Annotated in this window: 19 protein-coding genes; 11 read left to right on the top strand and 8 right to left on the bottom strand. The window is 58.1% G+C overall.

The window, feature by feature from the left end; translation table 11 throughout:
- Positions 1–76: 76 nt before the first annotated feature.
- The 3 genes from ACIOVD_RS14140 to zapE all read left to right on the top strand — a co-directional run bounded on the left by ACIOVD_RS14140 (position 77) and on the right by zapE (position 3,271).
- Positions 77–706, top strand: coding sequence for an alpha/beta hydrolase (locus ACIOVD_RS14140; RefSeq protein WP_401128436.1), 630 nt, complete (start codon positions 77–79; stop codon positions 704–706).
- A 24-nt stretch (positions 707–730) separates the two neighbouring features.
- Positions 731–2,086: a tryptophan--tRNA ligase gene (locus ACIOVD_RS14135; protein ID WP_401128433.1), complete on the top strand. Its 1,356-nt coding sequence runs from the start codon at positions 731–733 to the stop codon at positions 2,084–2,086.
- A 90-nt stretch (positions 2,087–2,176) separates the two neighbouring features.
- A complete protein-coding gene (gene zapE, locus ACIOVD_RS14130; RefSeq protein ID WP_095168959.1) occupies positions 2,177–3,271 on the top strand; it encodes a cell division protein ZapE in 1,095 nt (364 codons plus the stop codon).
- A 92-nt stretch (positions 3,272–3,363) separates the two neighbouring features.
- Here the strand turns inward: zapE and ACIOVD_RS14125 are convergent, their stop codons facing one another.
- The 5 genes from ACIOVD_RS14125 to ACIOVD_RS14105 all read right to left on the bottom strand — a co-directional run bounded on the left by ACIOVD_RS14125 (position 3,364) and on the right by ACIOVD_RS14105 (position 9,767).
- On the bottom strand, positions 3,364–4,347 hold the full coding sequence (locus ACIOVD_RS14125) for an asparaginase (RefSeq protein WP_095168958.1): 984 nt from the start codon (positions 4,345–4,347) through the stop codon (positions 3,364–3,366).
- A 77-nt stretch (positions 4,348–4,424) separates the two neighbouring features.
- Positions 4,425–5,618 (bottom strand): hypothetical protein, encoded by a 1,194-nt coding sequence (locus ACIOVD_RS14120; protein WP_095168957.1) that lies wholly within the window; start codon positions 5,616–5,618, stop codon positions 4,425–4,427.
- 16 nt (positions 5,619–5,634) lie between these two features.
- Positions 5,635–6,522 carry a nitrilase family protein gene (locus tag ACIOVD_RS14115; protein WP_095168956.1) on the bottom strand — a complete coding sequence of 296 codons (888 nt, stop codon included), beginning with the start codon at positions 6,520–6,522 and terminating at the stop codon, positions 5,635–5,637.
- A 205-nt stretch (positions 6,523–6,727) separates the two neighbouring features.
- A complete protein-coding gene (locus ACIOVD_RS14110; RefSeq protein ID WP_159997903.1) occupies positions 6,728–8,674 on the bottom strand; it encodes an FAD-dependent oxidoreductase in 1,947 nt (648 codons plus the stop codon).
- 196 nt (positions 8,675–8,870) lie between these two features.
- The gene (locus ACIOVD_RS14105; RefSeq protein ID WP_174244637.1) at positions 8,871–9,767 is read right to left on the bottom strand and encodes a GlxA family transcriptional regulator; all 897 of its coding nucleotides are present in this window, start codon (positions 9,765–9,767) and stop codon (positions 8,871–8,873) included.
- Positions 9,768–10,011: 244 nt separating this feature from the next.
- Here ACIOVD_RS14105 and ACIOVD_RS14100 point away from each other — a divergent pair, with 244 nt between their 5' ends.
- Positions 10,012–11,148 carry an acyl-CoA dehydrogenase family protein gene (locus ACIOVD_RS14100; protein WP_095168954.1) on the top strand — a complete coding sequence of 379 codons (1,137 nt, stop codon included), beginning with the start codon at positions 10,012–10,014 and terminating at the stop codon, positions 11,146–11,148.
- Positions 11,149–11,250: 102 nt separating this feature from the next.
- On the opposite strand, the gene ACIOVD_RS14095 is transcribed toward ACIOVD_RS14100, so the two are convergent.
- A complete protein-coding gene (locus tag ACIOVD_RS14095) occupies positions 11,251–12,291 on the bottom strand; it encodes an NADP(H)-dependent aldo-keto reductase (RefSeq protein WP_401128426.1) in 1,041 nt (346 codons plus the stop codon).
- Positions 12,292–12,536: 245 nt separating this feature from the next.
- Between ACIOVD_RS14095 and rplM the strand changes: the two genes are divergently transcribed.
- The 7 genes from rplM to ACIOVD_RS14060 all read left to right on the top strand — a co-directional run bounded on the left by rplM (position 12,537) and on the right by ACIOVD_RS14060 (position 17,409).
- Positions 12,537–12,965: a 50S ribosomal protein L13 gene (gene rplM, locus ACIOVD_RS14090; RefSeq protein ID WP_007905295.1), complete on the top strand. Its 429-nt coding sequence runs from the start codon at positions 12,537–12,539 to the stop codon at positions 12,963–12,965.
- A 14-nt stretch (positions 12,966–12,979) separates the two neighbouring features.
- Entirely contained in the window at positions 12,980–13,372 is a 393-nt protein-coding gene (rpsI, locus tag ACIOVD_RS14085) for a 30S ribosomal protein S9 (RefSeq protein ID WP_008080273.1), read from the top strand.
- Positions 13,373–13,624: 252 nt separating this feature from the next.
- Positions 13,625–14,218, top strand: a complete 594-nt coding sequence (petA, locus tag ACIOVD_RS14080; RefSeq protein WP_095168952.1) for a ubiquinol-cytochrome c reductase iron-sulfur subunit — start codon at positions 13,625–13,627, stop codon at positions 14,216–14,218.
- Positions 14,218–15,429 carry a cytochrome bc complex cytochrome b subunit gene (locus ACIOVD_RS14075; protein WP_159997899.1) on the top strand — a complete coding sequence of 404 codons (1,212 nt, stop codon included), beginning with the start codon at positions 14,218–14,220 and terminating at the stop codon, positions 15,427–15,429. The genes petA and ACIOVD_RS14075 overlap by 1 nt, the downstream gene beginning before the upstream one ends.
- The gene (locus tag ACIOVD_RS14070) at positions 15,429–16,211 is read left to right on the top strand and encodes a cytochrome c1 (RefSeq protein WP_095168950.1); all 783 of its coding nucleotides are present in this window, start codon (positions 15,429–15,431) and stop codon (positions 16,209–16,211) included. The genes ACIOVD_RS14075 and ACIOVD_RS14070 overlap by 1 nt, the downstream gene beginning before the upstream one ends.
- A 150-nt stretch (positions 16,212–16,361) precedes the next feature.
- The gene (locus ACIOVD_RS14065; protein WP_095168949.1) at positions 16,362–16,979 is read left to right on the top strand and encodes a glutathione S-transferase N-terminal domain-containing protein; all 618 of its coding nucleotides are present in this window, start codon (positions 16,362–16,364) and stop codon (positions 16,977–16,979) included.
- Positions 16,980–16,995: 16 nt separating this feature from the next.
- On the top strand, positions 16,996–17,409 hold the full coding sequence (locus ACIOVD_RS14060; protein WP_095168948.1) for a ClpXP protease specificity-enhancing factor: 414 nt from the start codon (positions 16,996–16,998) through the stop codon (positions 17,407–17,409).
- A 70-nt stretch (positions 17,410–17,479) separates the two neighbouring features.
- Here ACIOVD_RS14060 and ACIOVD_RS14055 read toward each other — a convergent pair whose 3' ends face one another.
- Positions 17,480–18,058 carry a BON domain-containing protein gene (locus ACIOVD_RS14055; protein WP_401128419.1) on the bottom strand — a complete coding sequence of 193 codons (579 nt, stop codon included), beginning with the start codon at positions 18,056–18,058 and terminating at the stop codon, positions 17,480–17,482.
- Positions 18,055–18,648 (bottom strand): phosphoheptose isomerase, encoded by a 594-nt coding sequence (locus ACIOVD_RS14050; RefSeq protein WP_007904374.1) that lies wholly within the window; start codon positions 18,646–18,648, stop codon positions 18,055–18,057. The genes ACIOVD_RS14055 and ACIOVD_RS14050 overlap by 4 nt, the downstream gene beginning before the upstream one ends.
- Positions 18,649–18,741: the final 93 nt, after the last annotated feature.

Below are 18,741 nucleotides of genomic sequence, written 5' to 3'. Positions count from 1 at the left end.
TCGCAATCATGCCAGGCGCAGACTTTTAGCTAGACGAGTCGACCCTTCGAGAGGTCACGGAGTTCCTTCCTTGCTTATGCGTGAAACCCCTGTAGAGATTGCTGGCCCGGTGGGCCAATTGGAAGCCTTGTACCTGGATTCCCCCGAACCACGTGGCCTGGCGCTGATCTGCCATCCCAACCCGGTGCAGGGCGGCACCATGCTCAATAAAGTGGTTTCGACCCTGCAGCGCACCGCGCGCGATGCCGGCTTTATTACTTTGCGATTCAACTACCGTGGCGTGGGTGCCAGTGCCGGCAGCCATGACATGGGCACTGGTGAAGTCGACGATGCCCAGGCAGCCGCCCAATGGCTACGGGCCCGGCACCCTGACTTGCCCCTGACCTTGCTCGGTTTTTCCTTCGGCGGTTTTGTCGCGGCCAGCCTCGGTGGGCGCCTGGAGGCCAAGGGCGAAACCCTGGCCCGGCTGTTCATGGTGGCACCGGCGGTGATGCGCCTGGGGGATCAGGACCGGTTGCCGCAGCACGGCGCCCTGACCCTGATCCAGCCGGAAACCGACGAAGTGATCGACCCGCAGCTGGTTTACGATTGGTCCGCGGCCCTTGATCGCCCCCATGAGCTGCTGAAAGTGGCAGAATGCGGACACTTTTTTCACGGCAAGCTGACCGATCTCAAGGATCTGCTGCTGCCGCGCCTTTCGAATTGATAGCAGTCTGATAAGCGATTACCCATGACTACTCGTACGCGCATCCTCACCGGCATCACCACCACCGGCACCCCGCACCTGGGCAACTACGCCGGGGCGATCCGCCCGGCGATCGTCGCCAGCCGCGACAGCAATGCCGATTCGTTCTATTTCCTGGCCGACTACCACGCCTTGATCAAGTGCGACGACCCGCTGCGTATCCAGCGCTCGCGCCTGGAAATCGCCGCGACCTGGCTGGCCGGTGGCCTGGATGTGGACCGGGTAACTTTCTACCGTCAGTCCGATATCCCGGAGATTCCTGAGCTGACCTGGCTGCTGACCTGCGTCGCGGCCAAGGGCCTGCTCAACCGTGCGCACGCCTACAAGGCGTCGGTGGACAAGAACCTGGAGACCGGCGAAGACCCGGACGCCGGCATCACCATGGGCCTGTACAGCTACCCGGTGCTGATGGCCGCGGACATCCTGATGTTCAACGCGCACAAGGTGCCGGTCGGCCGCGACCAGATCCAGCATGTGGAAATGGCCCGCGACATCGGCCAGCGCTTCAACCACCTGTTTGGCCAGGGCAAGGAGTTTTTCACCATGCCCGAGGCGCTGATCGAAGAAAGCGTCGCCACCTTGCCCGGCCTGGATGGGCGCAAGATGTCGAAAAGCTACGACAACACCATTCCGTTGTTCACCAGCGCCAAGGACATGAAGGACGCGATCTCGCGCATCGTCACCGACTCTCGCGCCCCGGGCGAAGCCAAGGACCCGGACAACTCGCACCTGTTCACCTTGTTCCAGGCGTTCGCCACTGCGGCCCAAGCCACTGAGTTCCGTAGTGAACTGTTGCAGGGCTTGGGTTGGGGCGAAGCGAAAAATCGTCTGTTCCAGCTGCTCGACAGCGAACTGGGCGAGTCCCGCGAGCGTTATCACCAACTGATTGCGCGTCCATCGGACCTGGAAGACATCCTGCAGGTCGGTGCGAAAAAAGCCCGCGCCGTGGCCACCCCGTTCCTCAACGAACTGCGTGAGGCGGTCGGCCTGCGTTCTTTCGTCAATCAGACGCAAGTCGCTGCCAGCACCAAGAAAAAAGCCGCCAAGGCCGCGCGTTTTGTCAGCTTCCGTGAAGACGACGGCAGTTTCCGTTTCCGTCTGCTGGCGGCCGATGGCGAGCAACTGTTGCTGTCGCGCAACTTTGCCGATGGCAAAGCCGCAGGGCAGGTGACCAAGCAGCTGCAATCCGGCCAGGCGCTGGATGTGCGCAGCGACGACCTGGGTTTCAGCGTCTGGCTCGAAGGCGCGTGCGTCGGCGACAGCCCGGCCTTTGCCGACAGTGCAGCGCGGGACCTGGCCATCGACGCCCTGCGGGTCGCTCTGACGCCAGTCCAGGAATAATCAGCGGCGCGGCCCGACCAAGGGCCGATTGCCATTCTTTCGGGCCGTCGCTACAGTGACGGCCCGTTTTTGTTGCCTTGCTAACGAATTATGACGCCCCTAGAACGATATCAAGCTGATCTCAAACGTCCGGAGTTCTTCCATGACGCCGCCCAGGAAACTGCCGTGCGTCATTTGCAGCGCCTGTACGACGACCTGGTTGCAGCCTCGCAGAACAAGCCGGGCCTGCTCGGCAAGCTGTTCGGCAAGAAAGACCAGGCGCCGGTCAAGGGCCTGTACTTCTGGGGCGGCGTAGGTCGCGGCAAGACTTACCTGGTCGACACCTTCTATGAAGCGCTGCCGTTCAAGGAAAAGACCCGGACCCACTTCCACCGCTTCATGAAGCGCGTGCACGAAGAGATGAAGACCCTCGGTGGCGAGAAGAACCCGCTGACCATTATCGCCAAGCGTTTTTCCAACGAGGCGCGGGTCATCTGCTTCGATGAGTTCTTCGTTTCCGATATCACCGACGCGATGATCCTCGGCACCTTGATGGAAGAGTTGTTCAAGAACGGCGTGACCCTGGTCGCGACTTCCAACATTGTGCCGGACGGCCTGTACAAGGACGGTCTGCAACGTGCGCGGTTCCTGCCGGCGATTGCGCTGATCAAGCAGAACACCGACATCGTCAACGTCGACAGCGGCGTCGATTACCGTCTGCGTCACCTTGAGCAAGCAGAGCTGTTCCACTTCCCGCTCGACGAAGCGTCCCACGAGAGCCTGCGCAAAAGCTTCCGCGCGCTGACACCGGAATGCACGGCCGCGGTGGAAAACGACGTGCTGATGATCGAGAACCGCGAGATTCGTGCCCTGCGTACGTGTGACGACGTGGCCTGGTTCGACTTCCGCGAACTGTGCGACGGCCCACGCAGCCAGAACGACTACATCGAACTGGGCAAGATCTTCCATGCCGTGCTGCTCAGTGGCGTGGAGCAGATGAGCGTTACCACCGACGACATCGCCCGACGTTTCATCAACATGGTCGACGAGTTCTACGACCGTAACGTGAAACTGATCATTTCTGCCGAAGTCGAGCTCAAAGACTTGTACACCGGTGGTCGCTTGAACTTCGAGTTCCAGCGCACCTTGAGTCGCCTGCTGGAGATGCAATCCCACGAGTTCCTGTCGCGGGCGCATAAGCCGTAAGGTGTTTCGGAATATAAAAAAGGGCCTGCGATTGCAGGCCCTTTTTTGTCAGCGCAAATCCTCCGCCCACAGGTTTGTACATTGTTTTGAAGTCAAATATCTTCGTTGAGATACTGCGCAAGCTCGTGCTGCCGTTGGCAACCAAGCAGCAACCAAAGCAGAATTCTGGCTTTTCGCGGACATAGAAAACCCGCCATCGATGCCCCCTTGCGGATCAAGTCCATTTCACCACCGCCAAAACCGTAAGAGGCACGTGCGGTGGAGCCGGAGCCGGTTCGGGTCGCAATGATCACCGGGATTCGTTTGGCAATATGCTCAATCGTTGTCGCCCAGCGCTGCGAGATGTGGCCAGCGCCGAAACCGCCGATCACCAGCCCGTCGTAATCGAGTGCGAGAATATTTTCCAGTAGCAGGGTGTCGGCCGAAAGTGAGGCCTCAAGTAGTGCAACCTTCTGTGTGGTCCGTTGCGGCATCGGTAACACCGTGCGCGGCCCCGGCGGGCGCAGGTAGCGAACACGGTCTTCCACCAGTAGGCCCGCGGGCCCCACGACTGGAGAGGAAAACGCCTGCAATGCCAGCGAATCGGTTTTGCGTACGCTGCACGCTTGATGAATCTGTCCGTTCATTACGACCTGGACACCGCGCTGCCGGCTGTTCTGCGCCAAGGCAACGCGACATGCATCCAGTAGATTGGCCGGTCCATCGGCACCTGGCTGCGCTGCGGAACGCATGGCACCGGTCAGCACCAAGGGGGTGTCGTAGGGCCACAAGTAATCCAAAAACACCGCGGCTTCTTCGAGTGTGTCGGTGCCCTGGGTTATCACGACCCCAACGGCGCCCTGTTTGACCTGAAACTCAGCCCAGGACAATACGTTCAACAAAAACTCGAAATCCAGGGACGCACTGGGCAGCAGGCCGAGGGTCTCGACGGTGACTCCGGCCAGTGTCGTCAGTTCCGGTATGGAAGTCAGCAGGGCTTCGCCGCTGACGGTCGGGATGACGCCTTCACCGGCATTGCTCGCTTGCATGCTTACTGTGCCGCCAAGTGCCGCGATGGACAGTTTGGGCAGGTCCATGGGATACCTCGCTTGTTTGTAATGAAAAGTGGCTGTATCCGCTATTGAGGCCGCGATACAGCCGAATGGCTGGGGCATTAATCAGCGATCAGAAAACCGATCAGCGGCACGATCAGCAGTGTACTGATGGCCATCGACAGTACATTGGCGATGTAGGCATGCATGTCGGCCGGTAATTTCCTGGCAATCACACAGGCCAGCGGTGGTGCGAGCAATGCCCCCAGCAGTGCACTTGAGACGATTATCTGCCAGCTGCCGCCATAGGCCAGGATCGCCGCGGGCACCACTGAAACCAGCGGGATGTAAGTGGGATACCAGCCGCGCAACATCCATTGTCGACGCCAGATCAGCACGCCGATGGCCGAGGCTAATGCCTGCGCGCCAATGATGTGCAGCAACAAGCCTGATCCGTACGCGGGGCTTGAAGGGTTCAAGCTGTACGCCAGCAGTGCACCCAGTATCAGGCCAAGGCTGGCCAGCTCATTGCCGAAGAACGGTGCTTCGGAAAAGTCCGCCAGAATCCGGCGCAGGCTCCAGATAACGCCATAGTCGGGCGCCTTGGCGGGGGCTATGGAGGCGGGTGGCGTTTGCGACGACCTGGATTTCACCAGGTTCGGCCAATAGCGGCAGAGCAGAAACGCCAGGACGCTGGCAACCGCCATGCCCAGCACATTGCCAATCACTGCAGGCAAGGCCAGGGGTTGGCACACGTAGTTGACGATCAGTAGGCACATCGGTGTGACGAGTACGGCGCCCATGAGTGCGCCGTTGATCGTGACCTTCCAGCCTCCACCAAACATCAGCACCATCGCCGCTGGCAGCGAGACGAATGCTACGAATGTGGGTTGCCAGGTTGTGGCTGTCACCGTCCATCCCCACAGCAGATTGCTCAGCAGCAGCCCGAGCAACGAACTGGTGACCAGCCAGGGCCAAAGTCCCGTTCCATAGGAGATGGCAAACCCTTGCCAGGATTTCCCCGTTCGATTCGCCCAGTAAGCCAGATAAGCGCCCGCCAGCAGGCCGATCGAGGCGAACTCGTGCTTGTAGAAAGCCACCTCGCTGATGTCACCTAACACCCAACGCAACCAGGCACTCGGTTCGGGTAGCAGCGATACCATGTCGCCGTACCCGGGCCAATGCGCTCCCCAGAAAGTCCGGTTGCTGAAAGAAAGCCAGACGATCAGCAGTGTCGCGCCGATCATTAGCAGGGCGACGGCTGTATCAATCGGTGATTTGCGCGATGGTTGGTTTTTGTCGGTTGTAACTTCCATGCGATAGGCCTCCTGATCAACGTGGGAGGCAAGGGTGTTGGGTGTAGCCGAGCATCTGATCGTAAAGATCGGCCCGACGATCGCGATGCAGATCGTTCAGGTTGTTCCAGATGGGCGCACTGCGGGAGCTGGTCAGGTCGACATCGGCAAACAGGATTTCCTGCCTGTCTGCCGAAGCCACGGCGCCAATCGGCCAGCCGTTGGTTCCGGCAATCAGCGAGCAACCCAGATAGCGTGCGCCGCGCTCCTCGCCGATCCGGCTGGCGGCAGCGATAAACACGTTGTTGACGTGAGCGGCGGTCATCGTCAGATAAGACGCCATGCACTTACCGGCATCGTCGAACAGCGGCGGCGGTGTCCAGACCCAGTTGTTCAGGCTGCAAATGATGTCTGCGCCTTGTTGGGCGAGGATCCGTGGCACCTCCGGGAACCAGATGTCCCAGCAGATCAATAGCCCGATGCGGCCGATCGGTGTGTCGAAAACCGGGAAACCCAGGTCGCCGGGGGTGAACCAGAGCTTCTCCAGATTCCACAAATGGGCTTTGCGGTATTTGCCGATAAAACCATCTGGTCCCACCAGAACGCCGGTGTTGAAGAGTCGCATGCCGTCGCGTTCGGCGAGACCGGCCACGAGGTAAACGTTGTGCTCGCGGGCGAAGTCGATCCAGCTCTGCACGCTTGGCCCGTCAGGAACCGCTTCGGCATGGGCGAAGGCATCCTGTCGATTGCTGAAGAAATAGCCGGTATTGGAAAGTTCGGGCAGAACGATGAGATTCGCACCTCGGTTTACCGCTTCAAGCGCCAATTCCAGGCTGCGACGCAGATTACCTACACATTTTTCGATGCCGACTTGTGGATCGAATTGCACGACTGCTACACGAACAGGGCTTGTTGGCTCATTCATTTTCGTCGTTCCTCTTTTTATTGTTTTTCAAGCTGTTAAATGGCGTGTGTATGAGAGAGGAATCAGGAATGGGGTGTAAGTCAGCTACTTCCGTTTAGGTCGTAGTCCTTGTCCGAAAATGGATCAGAGTGATGTTTGATGGCCCTGGGTAGCCGGCGCGAGAGGTAGAGCCATGTATTGCGTGCATGGCTCTGAAACGGGGGGATCAGATTTTGATTTGGTAGTGCGGGTAGTCGCTCAAGGAAAATCCGCCATTGAACGTCGCGGCGGTTTTGTTGCAGATATGAATCACTGCATCGACAGCACCGCGAAAACATGGCTCCGTCCAACCGGCATCGACGGAAAATGACTCGCCGGACAAATACAAGCCTGAAACATGAGCAAAGTCCCGGTTGTACTTCATCAGGCTGACGGCATCGTAGTAGGTGCCCGGTCGGTAAAGCTTGGCACAGCCCAGAGCATTTTTATCAGTGATCCAGCGCTGAACCACGGCTTGCTCAATGCCGATGTAGGGAGAGATTTTTTCCTGGACGTTGGCAGAGTTCATGAGTATGCGATCCAGCTCTTCGGCGCATCTTGATACCAGCTCCTTATCGCTGAATGAGGCGAGTTTGGTTGCGTCATCTTCCCAGGTATAACTCAGCAGGATGCAGTCATAGCTGTAATTGTCGTTGTAGCGGTAGGTATAGACATCGTGGATGAAACTGTCGGTTACGATGGCTTGCGGGATGTTTTTGTTTTTCGAGAGAAATGATTTTTTCAGCGGTGCAAACACTTTGCAGCTAGTTTCCCAGTGTGCGGTTTTGTAGGCGTTAATCGTCTCGAAAGGCAGCATCTCCCGGGTGAAATTTTCGAGCTTGATTCGAGTTTCAATCAGCCAGGAGGGTAGTGTCATGATGACCGAGTCAAAGTCATCAAATTGCTCCTGGATTTGCTCGGGTTGATTGTGTTTCCAGTTGTAATGGACGCGTATTTTTTGATTGGTCAGCTTTTCCAGTTTTGTAACGGATGAGTCGGTGAGAAGCCCATTGCTTCTTTCGAGGCAATGTTCGTAGATGGACTTTCCGGTTTCATCGGTTTTCACAAACAGCAGGCATTCGTCCAAAGCGGCGAGACCGATGTAGCGGGGCTTGTCAAAACTCTGCCCCATTGAGTCAAAAACGGCTTCGCTATTCAGGTAGGGCGAATCCAGTGGATCGCCGTTTGAGTCCACACGACCATGGATCAGTTGCAATTGGCTGCTGAAACCGAAAATCGCAGTACGCAGAGGGTAGAGGCAGCAGACGTCATAAAAAGCTCCCCAGCTACCGTCACCTATACCTATTGCGTAAAAAATTGCGGACTCTTGCGCAGACATTCCCATTCCGCCGAAATCCCCGGGTGAGCGGGCATCCCAAGCTTCCAGTGCTGGCATGCTGACCAGGTCGCGGAACGAGACACTCTCGTATTTTTCAACGATAGAAGCCCATATGGCTTCCCATTCCTGGCTCGCGTAGAGCTCAGCAACGTGGCGGGTCATGCGATCGGCAAAGGCTTTCCATTTGGAATAAACCTTTTGCAATTCATCGCCGGGAGGCGGTGTGACGCCGTCTTCGTTTTTCCATATCAACATCTGCGGCGCCGATCCGCCGCCCATGCTGCCCTCCCGGAGATAGATGCCTGTCGAGTTAACCCATTGGCTGCCGGGGTTGGCGAAGTCTGAAAACGCCAATTCAAATTGATTGGCGTAGTAAGCCATCAGCGACCGACCTTCTGTCGGTGGCTCATCCGCCCGGTTGAAGAAGGGCATGCGCATGGCGCCCATTTCAAACGGTGTATGGCTTGCTGTCGAGTTTCGGCTGCCGGGAACGGTCAGATGCCTGCCGCCGATGCGCCTGGATTGTTCGATGAGAGTGATATGGGTAAAGCCGCAGCGATAGAGCTCTCTGGCGGCGGTCAGGCCTGTGACGCCGGCGCCGATGATGCAGATTTTATGTTGCGGGTCAGTTGCCCTGGCGATACCGTTTTCCTGCTCTACCAGTGCACGATAGTCAAAGCACAAATCCGGCGGATTGGGAAAGCGAGCCGCCCATTTATTTTTAGCCGAGCGCTTTGTTCGGTCGGTCTCCTTGGCGATGTATGAAGGGTAGTTGTAGCTTGATCCGATAGTCATGTTTGATCTTCCCTGATGGTTTGCAGGGAAGATGTTGAAGTTTTTAAGGGGCTGCGTCTGTGGGTAGGGTTGGGTTCTCCGGCGCTATGTATTCCGCTTTTTGCGTAGGAAAATGCACAGCGAAAGAACTGCGTGGCCGGCGCAAGATTCTGTGTGGAAGCGAGCAGGCTCGCTTCCACATTCGGTTGGTGTTCGGCTACGCCGCCTGCTGAAACTGCTGCCGATACTGGTTCGGCGACAGTTCGGTGTGCTGGCGGAACAGTCGGGCGAAGAAGCTCGCATCGTCGTAGCCGACTTCGTAGCTGATGGTCTTGATGCTCTTGCGGCTGCCGGACAGCAAGCCCTTGGCGGTTTCGATGCGCAGGCGTTGCAGGTAGTGCAGCGGCTTGTCGCCGGTGGCGGTCTGGAAGCGACGCATGAAGTTGCGGATGCTCATGCCGTGCTCGCGGGCGACGTCTTCGAAGCGGAACTTGTCGGCAAAATGCTCTTCGAGCCAGTGCTGGATCTGCAGGATGATTACGTCCTGGTGCAGCTTCTGTCCGCCGAAGCCGATGCGGCCGGGGGAATAGCTGCGTTGCACTTCATACAGGATGTCGCGGGCTACGGCCTGGGCCACATTGGCCCCGCAGAAGCGCTCGATCAGGTAAATGTAGAGGTCGCAGGCCGAGGTGGTGCCGCCGGCACAAAACAGGTTGTCGGCATCCGTGAGGTGCTTGTCCTTGTTGAGCTGGACCTTGGGGAAACGCTCTTCGAAAGTGTTGAAAAAGCGCCAGTAGGTGGTCGCTTCCTTGCCATCGAGCAGGCCGGCCTCGGCCAGCCAGAACACCCCGGTGGCTTCGCCGCAGAGCACTGCGCCCCGTGCATGCTGCTCACGCAGCCACGGCAACACCTGTGGATAACGCTGGCACAGCGTGTCGAAGTCGTCCCAGAACGCCGGGAGGATGATGATATCGGCATTTTCCAGGCCGCCGTCCACCGGCATCAGCACATCGCTGAAGCTGTTGACGGGTTTGCCGTCGGGGCTGACTACACGGGTTTCAAAGCCGGGGGTCAGGCCCTGGCCCTGTTGCTTGCCGTACCGCAGGCTGGCCAGGTGGAAAAAATCCTTGGCCTGCATGAGGGTGTAGGCAAACACCCGGTCGATCGCCAGGATGCTGACGCGCCGCAACGGCGCAGAAGATTGGATAGACATAATTCAATTTATTCTTATAGGGGAAAGTGGTCACCAAGCGGCTGGATCGTCTTATTTTTTGGCGGATGTGTCCAGTGTCCCGTTGCAGGTGGTGGGATTAGTCTCTGGCATACATTTTCGTTCAACAATAACGACAGGTGCCCCGATGATCCCTAGAACCTTGTTCAGCTCCGAGCACGAATTGTTTCGCGATAGCGTGCGCACCTTCCTCGAAAAAGAAGCCGTGCCGTTTCATGCTCAATGGGAAAAACAGGGCTACATCGACCGCAAGTTGTGGAACAAGGCGGGGGAGGCGGGGATGCTCTGCTCCCATCTGCCGGAGGAGTACGGCGGCCTGGGGGCGGACTTTCTCTACAGCACGGTGGTGATCGAGGAAGTCGGGCGGCTGGGCTTGACCGGCATCGGCTTCTCCCTGCATTCGGACATCGTTGCGCCGTACATCCTGCATTACGGCAGTGAGGCCTTGAAACACAAATACCTGCCCAAGCTGGTTTCGGGCGAGATGGTCACGGCCATTGCCATGACCGAGCCGGGCGCGGGGTCCGACCTGCAAGGGGTGAAGACCACCGCGGTGCTGGATGGCGACGAATATGTGATCAACGGCTCGAAGACCTTTATCACCAACGGCTACCTGGCGGACCTGGTGATTGTCGTCGCCAAGACCGATCCCAAGGCCGGGGCCAAGGGCACCAGCCTGTTCCTGGTGGAAGCCGACACCCCGGGCTTTGCCAAGGGCAAGCGCCTGGAAAAGGTCGGCATGAAGGCCCAGGACACCTCCGAGCTGTTCTTCCAGGACGTCCGGGTGCCCAAGGAGAACCTGCTGGGGCAGGCCGGGATGGGCTTCGCCTATCTGATGCAGGAGTTGCCACAGGAGCGCCTGACGGTGGCCGTAGGCGGCCTGGCGTCGGCGGAGGCCGCCCTGCAATGGACCCTGGATTACACCCGCGAGCGCAAGGCGTTCGGCAAGTCGATTGCGGACTTCCAGAACACCCGCTTCAAGCTGGCGGAAATGGCCACTGAGATCCAGATTGGCCGGGTGTTTGTCGACCGCTGCCTGGAACTGCACCTGCAAGGCAAGCTAGACGTGCCGACGGCGGCGATGGCCAAGTACTGGGGCACTGACCTGCAATGCAAGGTGCTCGACGAATGCGTGCAGTTGCATGGCGGCTACGGCTTCATGTGGGAATACCCGATCGCCCGGGCCTGGGCCGATGCGCGGGTGCAGCGGATTTATGCGGGGACCAACGAGATCATGAAGGAGATCATTGCCAGATCATTGTAGGAACAGCTCGCTCGCGATGGTCGTCAACGATAGCGTTGAAAGCCTGGCACCCAGCGGTGTGCTCAGGCTTTTCGCGAGTAAGCTCGCTCCTACACGTGGGGGTTATGGCGCCGGGTTCGGGTGATCCTTGTGGATCGCCTCGATCCCCGCCAGCACTTCATCCGACAGCTTCAGGTCGAAGCTGGCAATGTTGCTGTCCAGTTGTTCGATCGTGGTCGCCCCGATGATGTTGCTGGTGACGAACGGTTGCTGGGTGACGAAGGCCAGGGCCATTTGTGCCGGGTCCAGGCCGTGTTCACGGGCCAGCGCGACATAACGGCTGCAGGCAGCTTCCGATTGCGGGTTGAAATAGCGACTGAAGCGACTGTAGAGGCTCAGGCGGCCTTTTGCCGGGCGCGCGCCACCTTCGTATTTGCCTGACAGGAAACCGAACGCCAGCGGCGAGTAGGCGAGCAGGCCGCATTGTTCGCGGATGGCGATTTCCGCCAGGCCCACTTCAAAGCTGCGGTTGAGCAGGTTGTAGGGGTTCTGGATGGTCACCGCACGCGGCCAGCCACGGGCTTCGGCCAGGGCGAGAAAACGCATGGTGCCCCATGGGGTTTCGTTGGATAGGCCAATGTGACGGATCTTGCCGGCCTTGACCTGTTCATCCAGGGCTTGGAGGGTATCCTCAAGCGGCGTCAGGTTGACTTCGCTCTTGTGCTTGTAGCCCAGTTGGCCAAAAAAGTTGGTGCTGCGCTCCGGCCAATGCAACTGGTAGAGGTCGATCCAATCGGTTTGCAGACGCTTGAGGCTGGCGTCCAGGGCCTGGACGATGTGTTCGCGGTTGTGCTTGAGGTGACCGTCGCGAATATAGTCGATGGTGTTGCCGGGGCCGGCGATCTTGCTGGCCAGGATCCAGTCGGCTCGGTCGCCACGGCTCTTGAAGTAGTTGCCGATGTAGCGTTCGGTGCTGGCGTAGGTTTGCGCCTGGGGTGGGACCGGGTACATCTCGGCGGTGTCGATGAAGTTGATCCCGGCACTCTTGGCTCGCTCGATCTGCGCGAAGGCCTCTGCCTCGCTGTTTTGCTCGCCCCAGGTCATGGTTCCGAGGCAGATGGCACTGACATTCAGGTCGGTGCGGCCTAGCTGGCGATAGTCCATCGGGTGCTCCCTTGGCAAAACAATCATAAAAGCAGGTTGAAAAATTTTTCGCAATCTGCATAATTGCGCACCTCTTTCTGCAGTGGAAGTGATGCGCCGCCGCCGAAGAATCTTGCCGTTGAACGGACGCGCCGACCCGAGCCCCCGATAGCGTCTGTACCCGGCTGCCTTTGACTTGTCAAAGTACGCACTATTCAGTAAGATCCGCCGTCTAATTTACAGGTCGGCCCATGAGGGTATAAAGAATGAAAACTTTTACTGCTAAACCGGAAACAGTACAGCGCGACTGGTTTGTCGTCGACGCTGCAGGTCAGACCCTGGGTCGTCTGGCCACCGAAATCGCGAGCCGTCTGCGTGGCAAGCATAAAGCTGAGTACACTCCTCACGTTGACACCGGCGACTACATCGTCGTTATCAATGCCGAGCAGATTCGTGTAACCGGTGCTAAAACCACCGACAAAATCTACTACTCCCACTCCGGTTTCCCGGGCGGCATCAAGTCGATCAACTTCGAAAAGCTGATCGCTAAAGCCCCTGAGCGCGTGATCGAGACCGCGGTTAAAGGCATGCTGCCTAAGAACCCACTGGGTCGCGACATGTATCGTAAGCTGAAAGTCTATGCGGGCGCTGTTCACCCTCATACTGCTCAGCAGCCCCAAGAACTGAAGTTTTAACGGAATAGTTCATTATGTCGGCGACTCAAAATTACGGCACTGGCCGTCGCAAGACCGCAACCGCACGCGTTTTCCTGCGTCCGGGCACTGGTAACATCTCCATCAACAACCGTTCGCTGGAAAATTTCTTCGGTCGCGAAACTGCCCGCATGGTAGTTCGTCAGCCGCTGGAATTGACTGAGACTGTCGAGAAGTTCGACATCTACGTCACCGTGATCGGTGGTGGTGTAAGTGGTCAAGCTGGCGCAATCCGCCACGGCATCACTCGCGCTCTGATGGATTACGACGAAACTCTGCGCGGTGCACTGCGTAAAGCTGGCTTCGTAACCCGTGACGCGCGTGAAGTTGAACGTAAGAAAGTTGGTCTGCGTAAAGCGCGTAAGCGTCCGCAGTACTCGAAGCGTTAATTCGCTTTCGCGTTCAAAGCGCCCAGTCTCCTCGCGGAGCTGGGCGTTTTTTATGGGCGATGATTTTTGGTGTGACAACTTGCCACATCCGCAGAAGCCCTATACTACAAGGCTTGGCGGTACCCATGGGTGGTAATTACCTTGTCAGAATTGGGGCTTTTCATTACCATTCTGCAAAATTTTTATAAGTTCAGATTTTTACTTAGTAGATGCCTGATTTAACAGGCCACAAAGCTGATGGGAGAGGACTGGATGAGCAATGACGGCGTGAATACAGGCCGGCGTCGCTTCTTGGTAGCAGCCACATCCGTGGTGGGTGCTGCAGGAGCGGTGGGGGCTGCGGTCCCGTTCGTGGGGTCGTGGTTTCCCAGTGCCAAGGCGAAAGCCGCAGGTGCACCGGTGAAAGTGAATGTCAGCAAAATCGAGCCAGGTCAGCAAATGATTGCCGAATGGCGCGGTCAGCCGGTATTCATCGTCCGCCGCACCCAGGAGATTCTGGGGAACCTGACGAAGATCGAGGGGGATCTCTCCGATCCGGACTCCAAGGCCTCGGTACAACCGACCTATGTGGATCCCAAGACGCGTTCGATCAAGCCGGAAGTGCTGCTGCTGATCGGTATCTGCACGCACCTGGGCTGTTCACCGACCTTCCGTCCAGAAGTGGCGCCGGCCGACCTCGGTCCAAAATGGGTGGGCGGCTACTTCTGCCCTTGCCATGGCTCCCACTACGACCTGGCTGGCCGTGTCTTCAAATCGCAGCCTGCGCCTTTGAACCTGCCAGTTCCCCCGCATTCCTATGAGTCGGACGACATCATTGTCGTCGGCGTCGATACGGAGAACGCGTGATGAGCAAGTTGATGGATTGGGTTGATGCGCGCTTTCCTGCGACCAAGATGTGGGAAGACCATCTCAGCAAGTATTACGCTCCGAAGAACTTCAACTTCTTCTACTTCTTTGGCTCCCTGGCACTGCTGGTTCTGGTTAACCAGATCGTTACCGGTGTCTGGCTGACCATGAGCTACACCCCGTCGGCGGAAGAGGCGTTTGCCTCCGTCGAATACATCATGCGCGACGTCGAGTACGGCTCGATCCTGCGTCTGCTGCACTCCACCGGCGCTTCGGCGTTCTTCGTCGTGGTCTATCTGCACATGTTCCGTGGCTTGCTCTACGGTTCGTACCAGAAGCCGCGTGAGCTGGTGTGGGTGTTCGGCATGCTGATCTACCTGGCCCTGATGGCGGAAGCCTTCATGGGGTACCTGCTGCCGTGGGGCCAGATGTCCTACTGGGGTGCCCAGGTGATCATCTCGCTGTTTGGTGCGATTCCGGTCATCGGCGACGACCTGACCCAGTGGATTCGTGGTGACTACCTGATTTCCGGGATCACCCTGAACCGCTTCTTCGCCTTGCACGTGGTGGCCTTGCCGATCGTTATTCTTGGCCTGGTAGTGCTGCACGTCCTGGCGCTGCACGAAGTCGGTTCGAACAACCCGGACGGCGTCGACATCAAGAAATACAAAGACGAAAACGGCGTACCGCTGGACGGCATTGCCTTCCACCCGTACTACACCGTGAAAGATATCGTCGGCGTGGTGGTGTTCCTGTTCATCTTCTGCTCGATCGTGTTCTTCTTCCCGGAAATGGGCGGTTACTTCCTCGAGAAGCCGAACTTCGAAGTGGCGAACGCCTTCAAGACCCCAGAGCACATCGCTCCGGTCTGGTACTTCACCCCGTTCTACGCGATCTTGCGTGCCGTTCCCGACAAGCTCCTGGGCGTTATCGCCATGGGCGCCGCGATCGCCGTGCTATTCGTCCTGCCATGGCTTGACCGTAGCCCGGTCAAATCCATGCGCTACAAGGGCTGGATGAGCAAGATCTGGCTCTGGGTGTTCTGCATTTCGTTCGTGATCCTGGGTGTGTTGGGTGTTCTGGCGCCAACGCCAGGTCGTACGCTGTTGTCGCAGGTATGTACCTTCCTGTACTTCGCCTACTTCATTCTGATGCCGTTCTACACCCGGCTCGAGAAGACAAAACCGGTTCCGGAAAGGGTGACTGGCTGATGAAAAAGCTATTTGCTGTACTGATTCTTGCTGCTTTGCCTGTGTTCTCGTTCGCATCCACCGCGGGCGGTCCTGAGCTGGAAAAGGTCGACATCGACGTCTCCGATAAAGCGGCAATGCAAGATGGCGCACGTACCTTCGCCAACTACTGCATGGGCTGCCACAGTGCCAAGTTCCAGCGCTATGAGCGCGTTGCCGACGATCTGGGGATTCCTCACGATCTGATGCTCAAGAACCTGGTGTTCACCGGCGCCAAGATCGGCGACCACATGAACATTGGCATGCAGCCGGCAGACGCCAAGGCCTGGTTCGGCGCTGCGCCGCCTGACCTGACCCTGGTAGCTCGGGTGCGTGGCACTGACTGGCTCTACGGCTACCTGAAGTCGTTCTACGAAGATCCGTCGCGTCCTTGGGGCGTGAACAACAAGGTGTTCCCGAACGTCGGCATGCCCAACGTGCTGGTCGGCCTGCAAGGTCGTCAGGTCGTAGGCTGCAAACAGGTGCAGATCGTCGAGGACGGCAAGAAGCAATATGATCCGCTGACCGGTACGCCGCTGACTCATGAAGCGTGCGATCAGTTGACCATCGTGCCGAAGTCCGGTGCCCTGACCGAAGAGCAGTTCGATGAGAAGGTCAAGAATCTGGTAACCTTCCTCGCTTACTCGGCTAACCCGGTTAAGCTGGAGCATCAGCGCATTGGTACCTACGTACTGTTGTACCTGGCGTTCTTCTTCGTATTCGCTTACTTGCTCAAGCGCGAATACTGGAAAGATGTGCATTGATCTAGCTTCAAGCATTTGCTGTTAATCGCGCGCGCCCAAGGGCGTCTCTGTAAACGTAACGAATCTGGTCATCCAGGCGTTACGGGAGGCGCCCTCTGGGCGCGCTCGTTTTTCCGCTTTCAATAATTTCAACAAGCGAGGAGGACCGCCATGGGCGTGACCAACCGGTTGGCCTGTTACTCCGACCCCGCCGACCACTATTCCCACCGAGTGCGAATCGTACTGGCAGAGAAGGGTGTCAGCGCCGAGATCATCAGTGTGGAGGCGGGCCGTCAGCCGCCAAAGCTGATCGAAGTGAACCCTTACGGCAGCTTGCCCACCCTGGTCGATCGTGACCTAGCGTTGTGGGAGTCGACCGTGGTGATGGAATACCTGGATGAGCGTTATCCCCATCCACCTTTGCTGCCGGTTTATCCGGTGGCGCGGGCCAATAGCCGCCTGCTGATCCATCGCATCCAACGTGACTGGTGTGGCCTGGTGGATCTGATCCTGGATTCGCGGACCAAGGAGCCAGCACGCGTGCAGGCGCGCAAGGAGCTGCGAGAGAGCCTCACGGGTGTCTCGCCGTTGTTCGCCGACAAGCCGTTTTTCCTCAGTGAGGAACAAAGTCTGGTGGATTGCTGCCTACTACCGATACTCTGGCGTTTGCCGATCCTGGGTATTGAACTGCCGCGGCCGGCCAAGCCGCTGCTTGATTATATGGAGCGCCAGTTTGCGCGTGAGGCATTCCAGGCGAGCCTGTCTGGTGTCGAACGCGATATGCGCTAAGGCTTAAGGAGCCGCTATGAACTCCAGTCGTCCTTATCTCGTCCGTGCGCTCTATGAGTGGATTGTCGATAACGATTGCACCCCGCACATGCTGGTCAACTCCGAGTTTCCTTCGGTGCAGGTGCCACAAGGTTTTGCCAGTGACGGACAGATTGTCCTGAACGTTTCGCCCGCTGCCGTGCGTCATCTGCACATGGATAACGATGCAGTGAGCTTTGAAGGTCGCTTCGGTGGTGTGCCGCACACCCTGTACGTGCCTATAGCTGCGATCCTGGGTATTTACGCTCGGGAGAATGGCCAGGGTATGGTGTTTGACTTGGAGTCGCCGGTAGAGGGCGAGGACGAGTTCGAGCCCGAAGATGATCTGCCGCCACCCGACAACGAGCCACCGCGCCCTAGCGGACGGCCAAGCTTGAAGGTGGTGAAGTAATAAAAAAGGCGATCCATTCGGATCGCCTTTTTTATTACTTGCAGGAGCCGTGCTCCTGCAGGAGAGCGTGTCAGTCAATGTACTCAAACAGTTTCACAATCTTCTGCACCCCGGAAACGCCCTGCACCAGGTTGGTGGCCTGGGCCGCTTCCTGCTTGGTCAGCAAGCCCAGCAGGTAGACGATGCCGTTTTCAGTCACGACCTTGATGCGTGAGCCGGGAATGCTGGCGTCGGTGAGCATCTGGGTCTTGATCTTGGTGGTCAGCCAGGCGTCGTTGTTGCGTGCCAACAGTGACGAGGGTTGCATGACCTGCAGTTCGTTGTGCACCGTCTTGACCCGCTGCACAGCGGCAGCGGCCTGCTCGGCCTGGGCCTTGAGGTCGGCACGGGGCGTTTGCCCGGCCAGCAGTACCACGCCGTTGAAACTGGTGACGACGATGTGCGATTGGGTGTCCAGGTCCGGGTTGGCCTTGGCCACGTTCACGCCAACCTTGGTTTCGATCAACGAGTCGTCGATCTTGCTGCCGAAGGTGCGAGTGCCACGGTCATCCTGAATGGGGCTTTCACGGCTGGCGTTCACCACCGAGGTGCATCCGCTGATGCTGAGGCACAGCGTCAGGGCCAGTAGGCCTAGGCGATTAGGGGTCATTCTTCACTCCCGAACAATTGGCTGTCGATCAAGTCGCAGAGGCAATGGATCGCCAGCAGGTGGACTTCCTGAATGCGTGCGGTGACGTTGGCCGGTACGCGAATCTCCACGTCTTCCGGCAATAGCAGCGACGCCATGCCGCCGCCATCGCGACCGGTCAATGCTACGACAATCATTTCGCGATCATGTGCGGCCTGGATCGCTTGAATTATGTTGGCCGAGTTGCCGCTGGTGGAAATCGCCAGCAGGACGTCTCCGGGCTGGCCCAGGGCGCGGATCTGCTTGGAGAAGATTTCGTTGTAGCTGTAGTCGTTGGCGATCGAGGTGATCGTCGAGCTGTCAGTAGTCAGGGCGATGGCCGGCAGGCTGGGGCGTTCGCGCTCGAAGCGGTTGAGCAGCTCGGAGGAAAAGTGCTGTGCGTCACCGGCCGAACCGCCGTTGCCACACGAGAGCATTTTGCCTTCGTTGAGCAGGGCGTTGACCATCACTTGGCTGGCTTGCTCGATGTGCGGTGCAAGTACGTCCATCGCCTGTTGCTTGGTATCGATACTGGCCTGAAAAAGCTGGCGAATTCGGGATTGCATGTCCATCTGTGTGACCTTAAGTGGCGCGGCCTGGTGGCACAGCAATGTGCGGCCCGCAAAGCAAAGAGCAAAAGTGTTGGGTGAAAATCGGTCCTGCCC

This window comes from Pseudomonas sp. NPDC087626 (assembly GCF_044743405.1).
GTDB lineage: Bacteria > Pseudomonadota > Gammaproteobacteria > Pseudomonadales > Pseudomonadaceae > Aquipseudomonas.
This window is presented reverse-complemented; position numbering and strand designations above follow the sequence as displayed.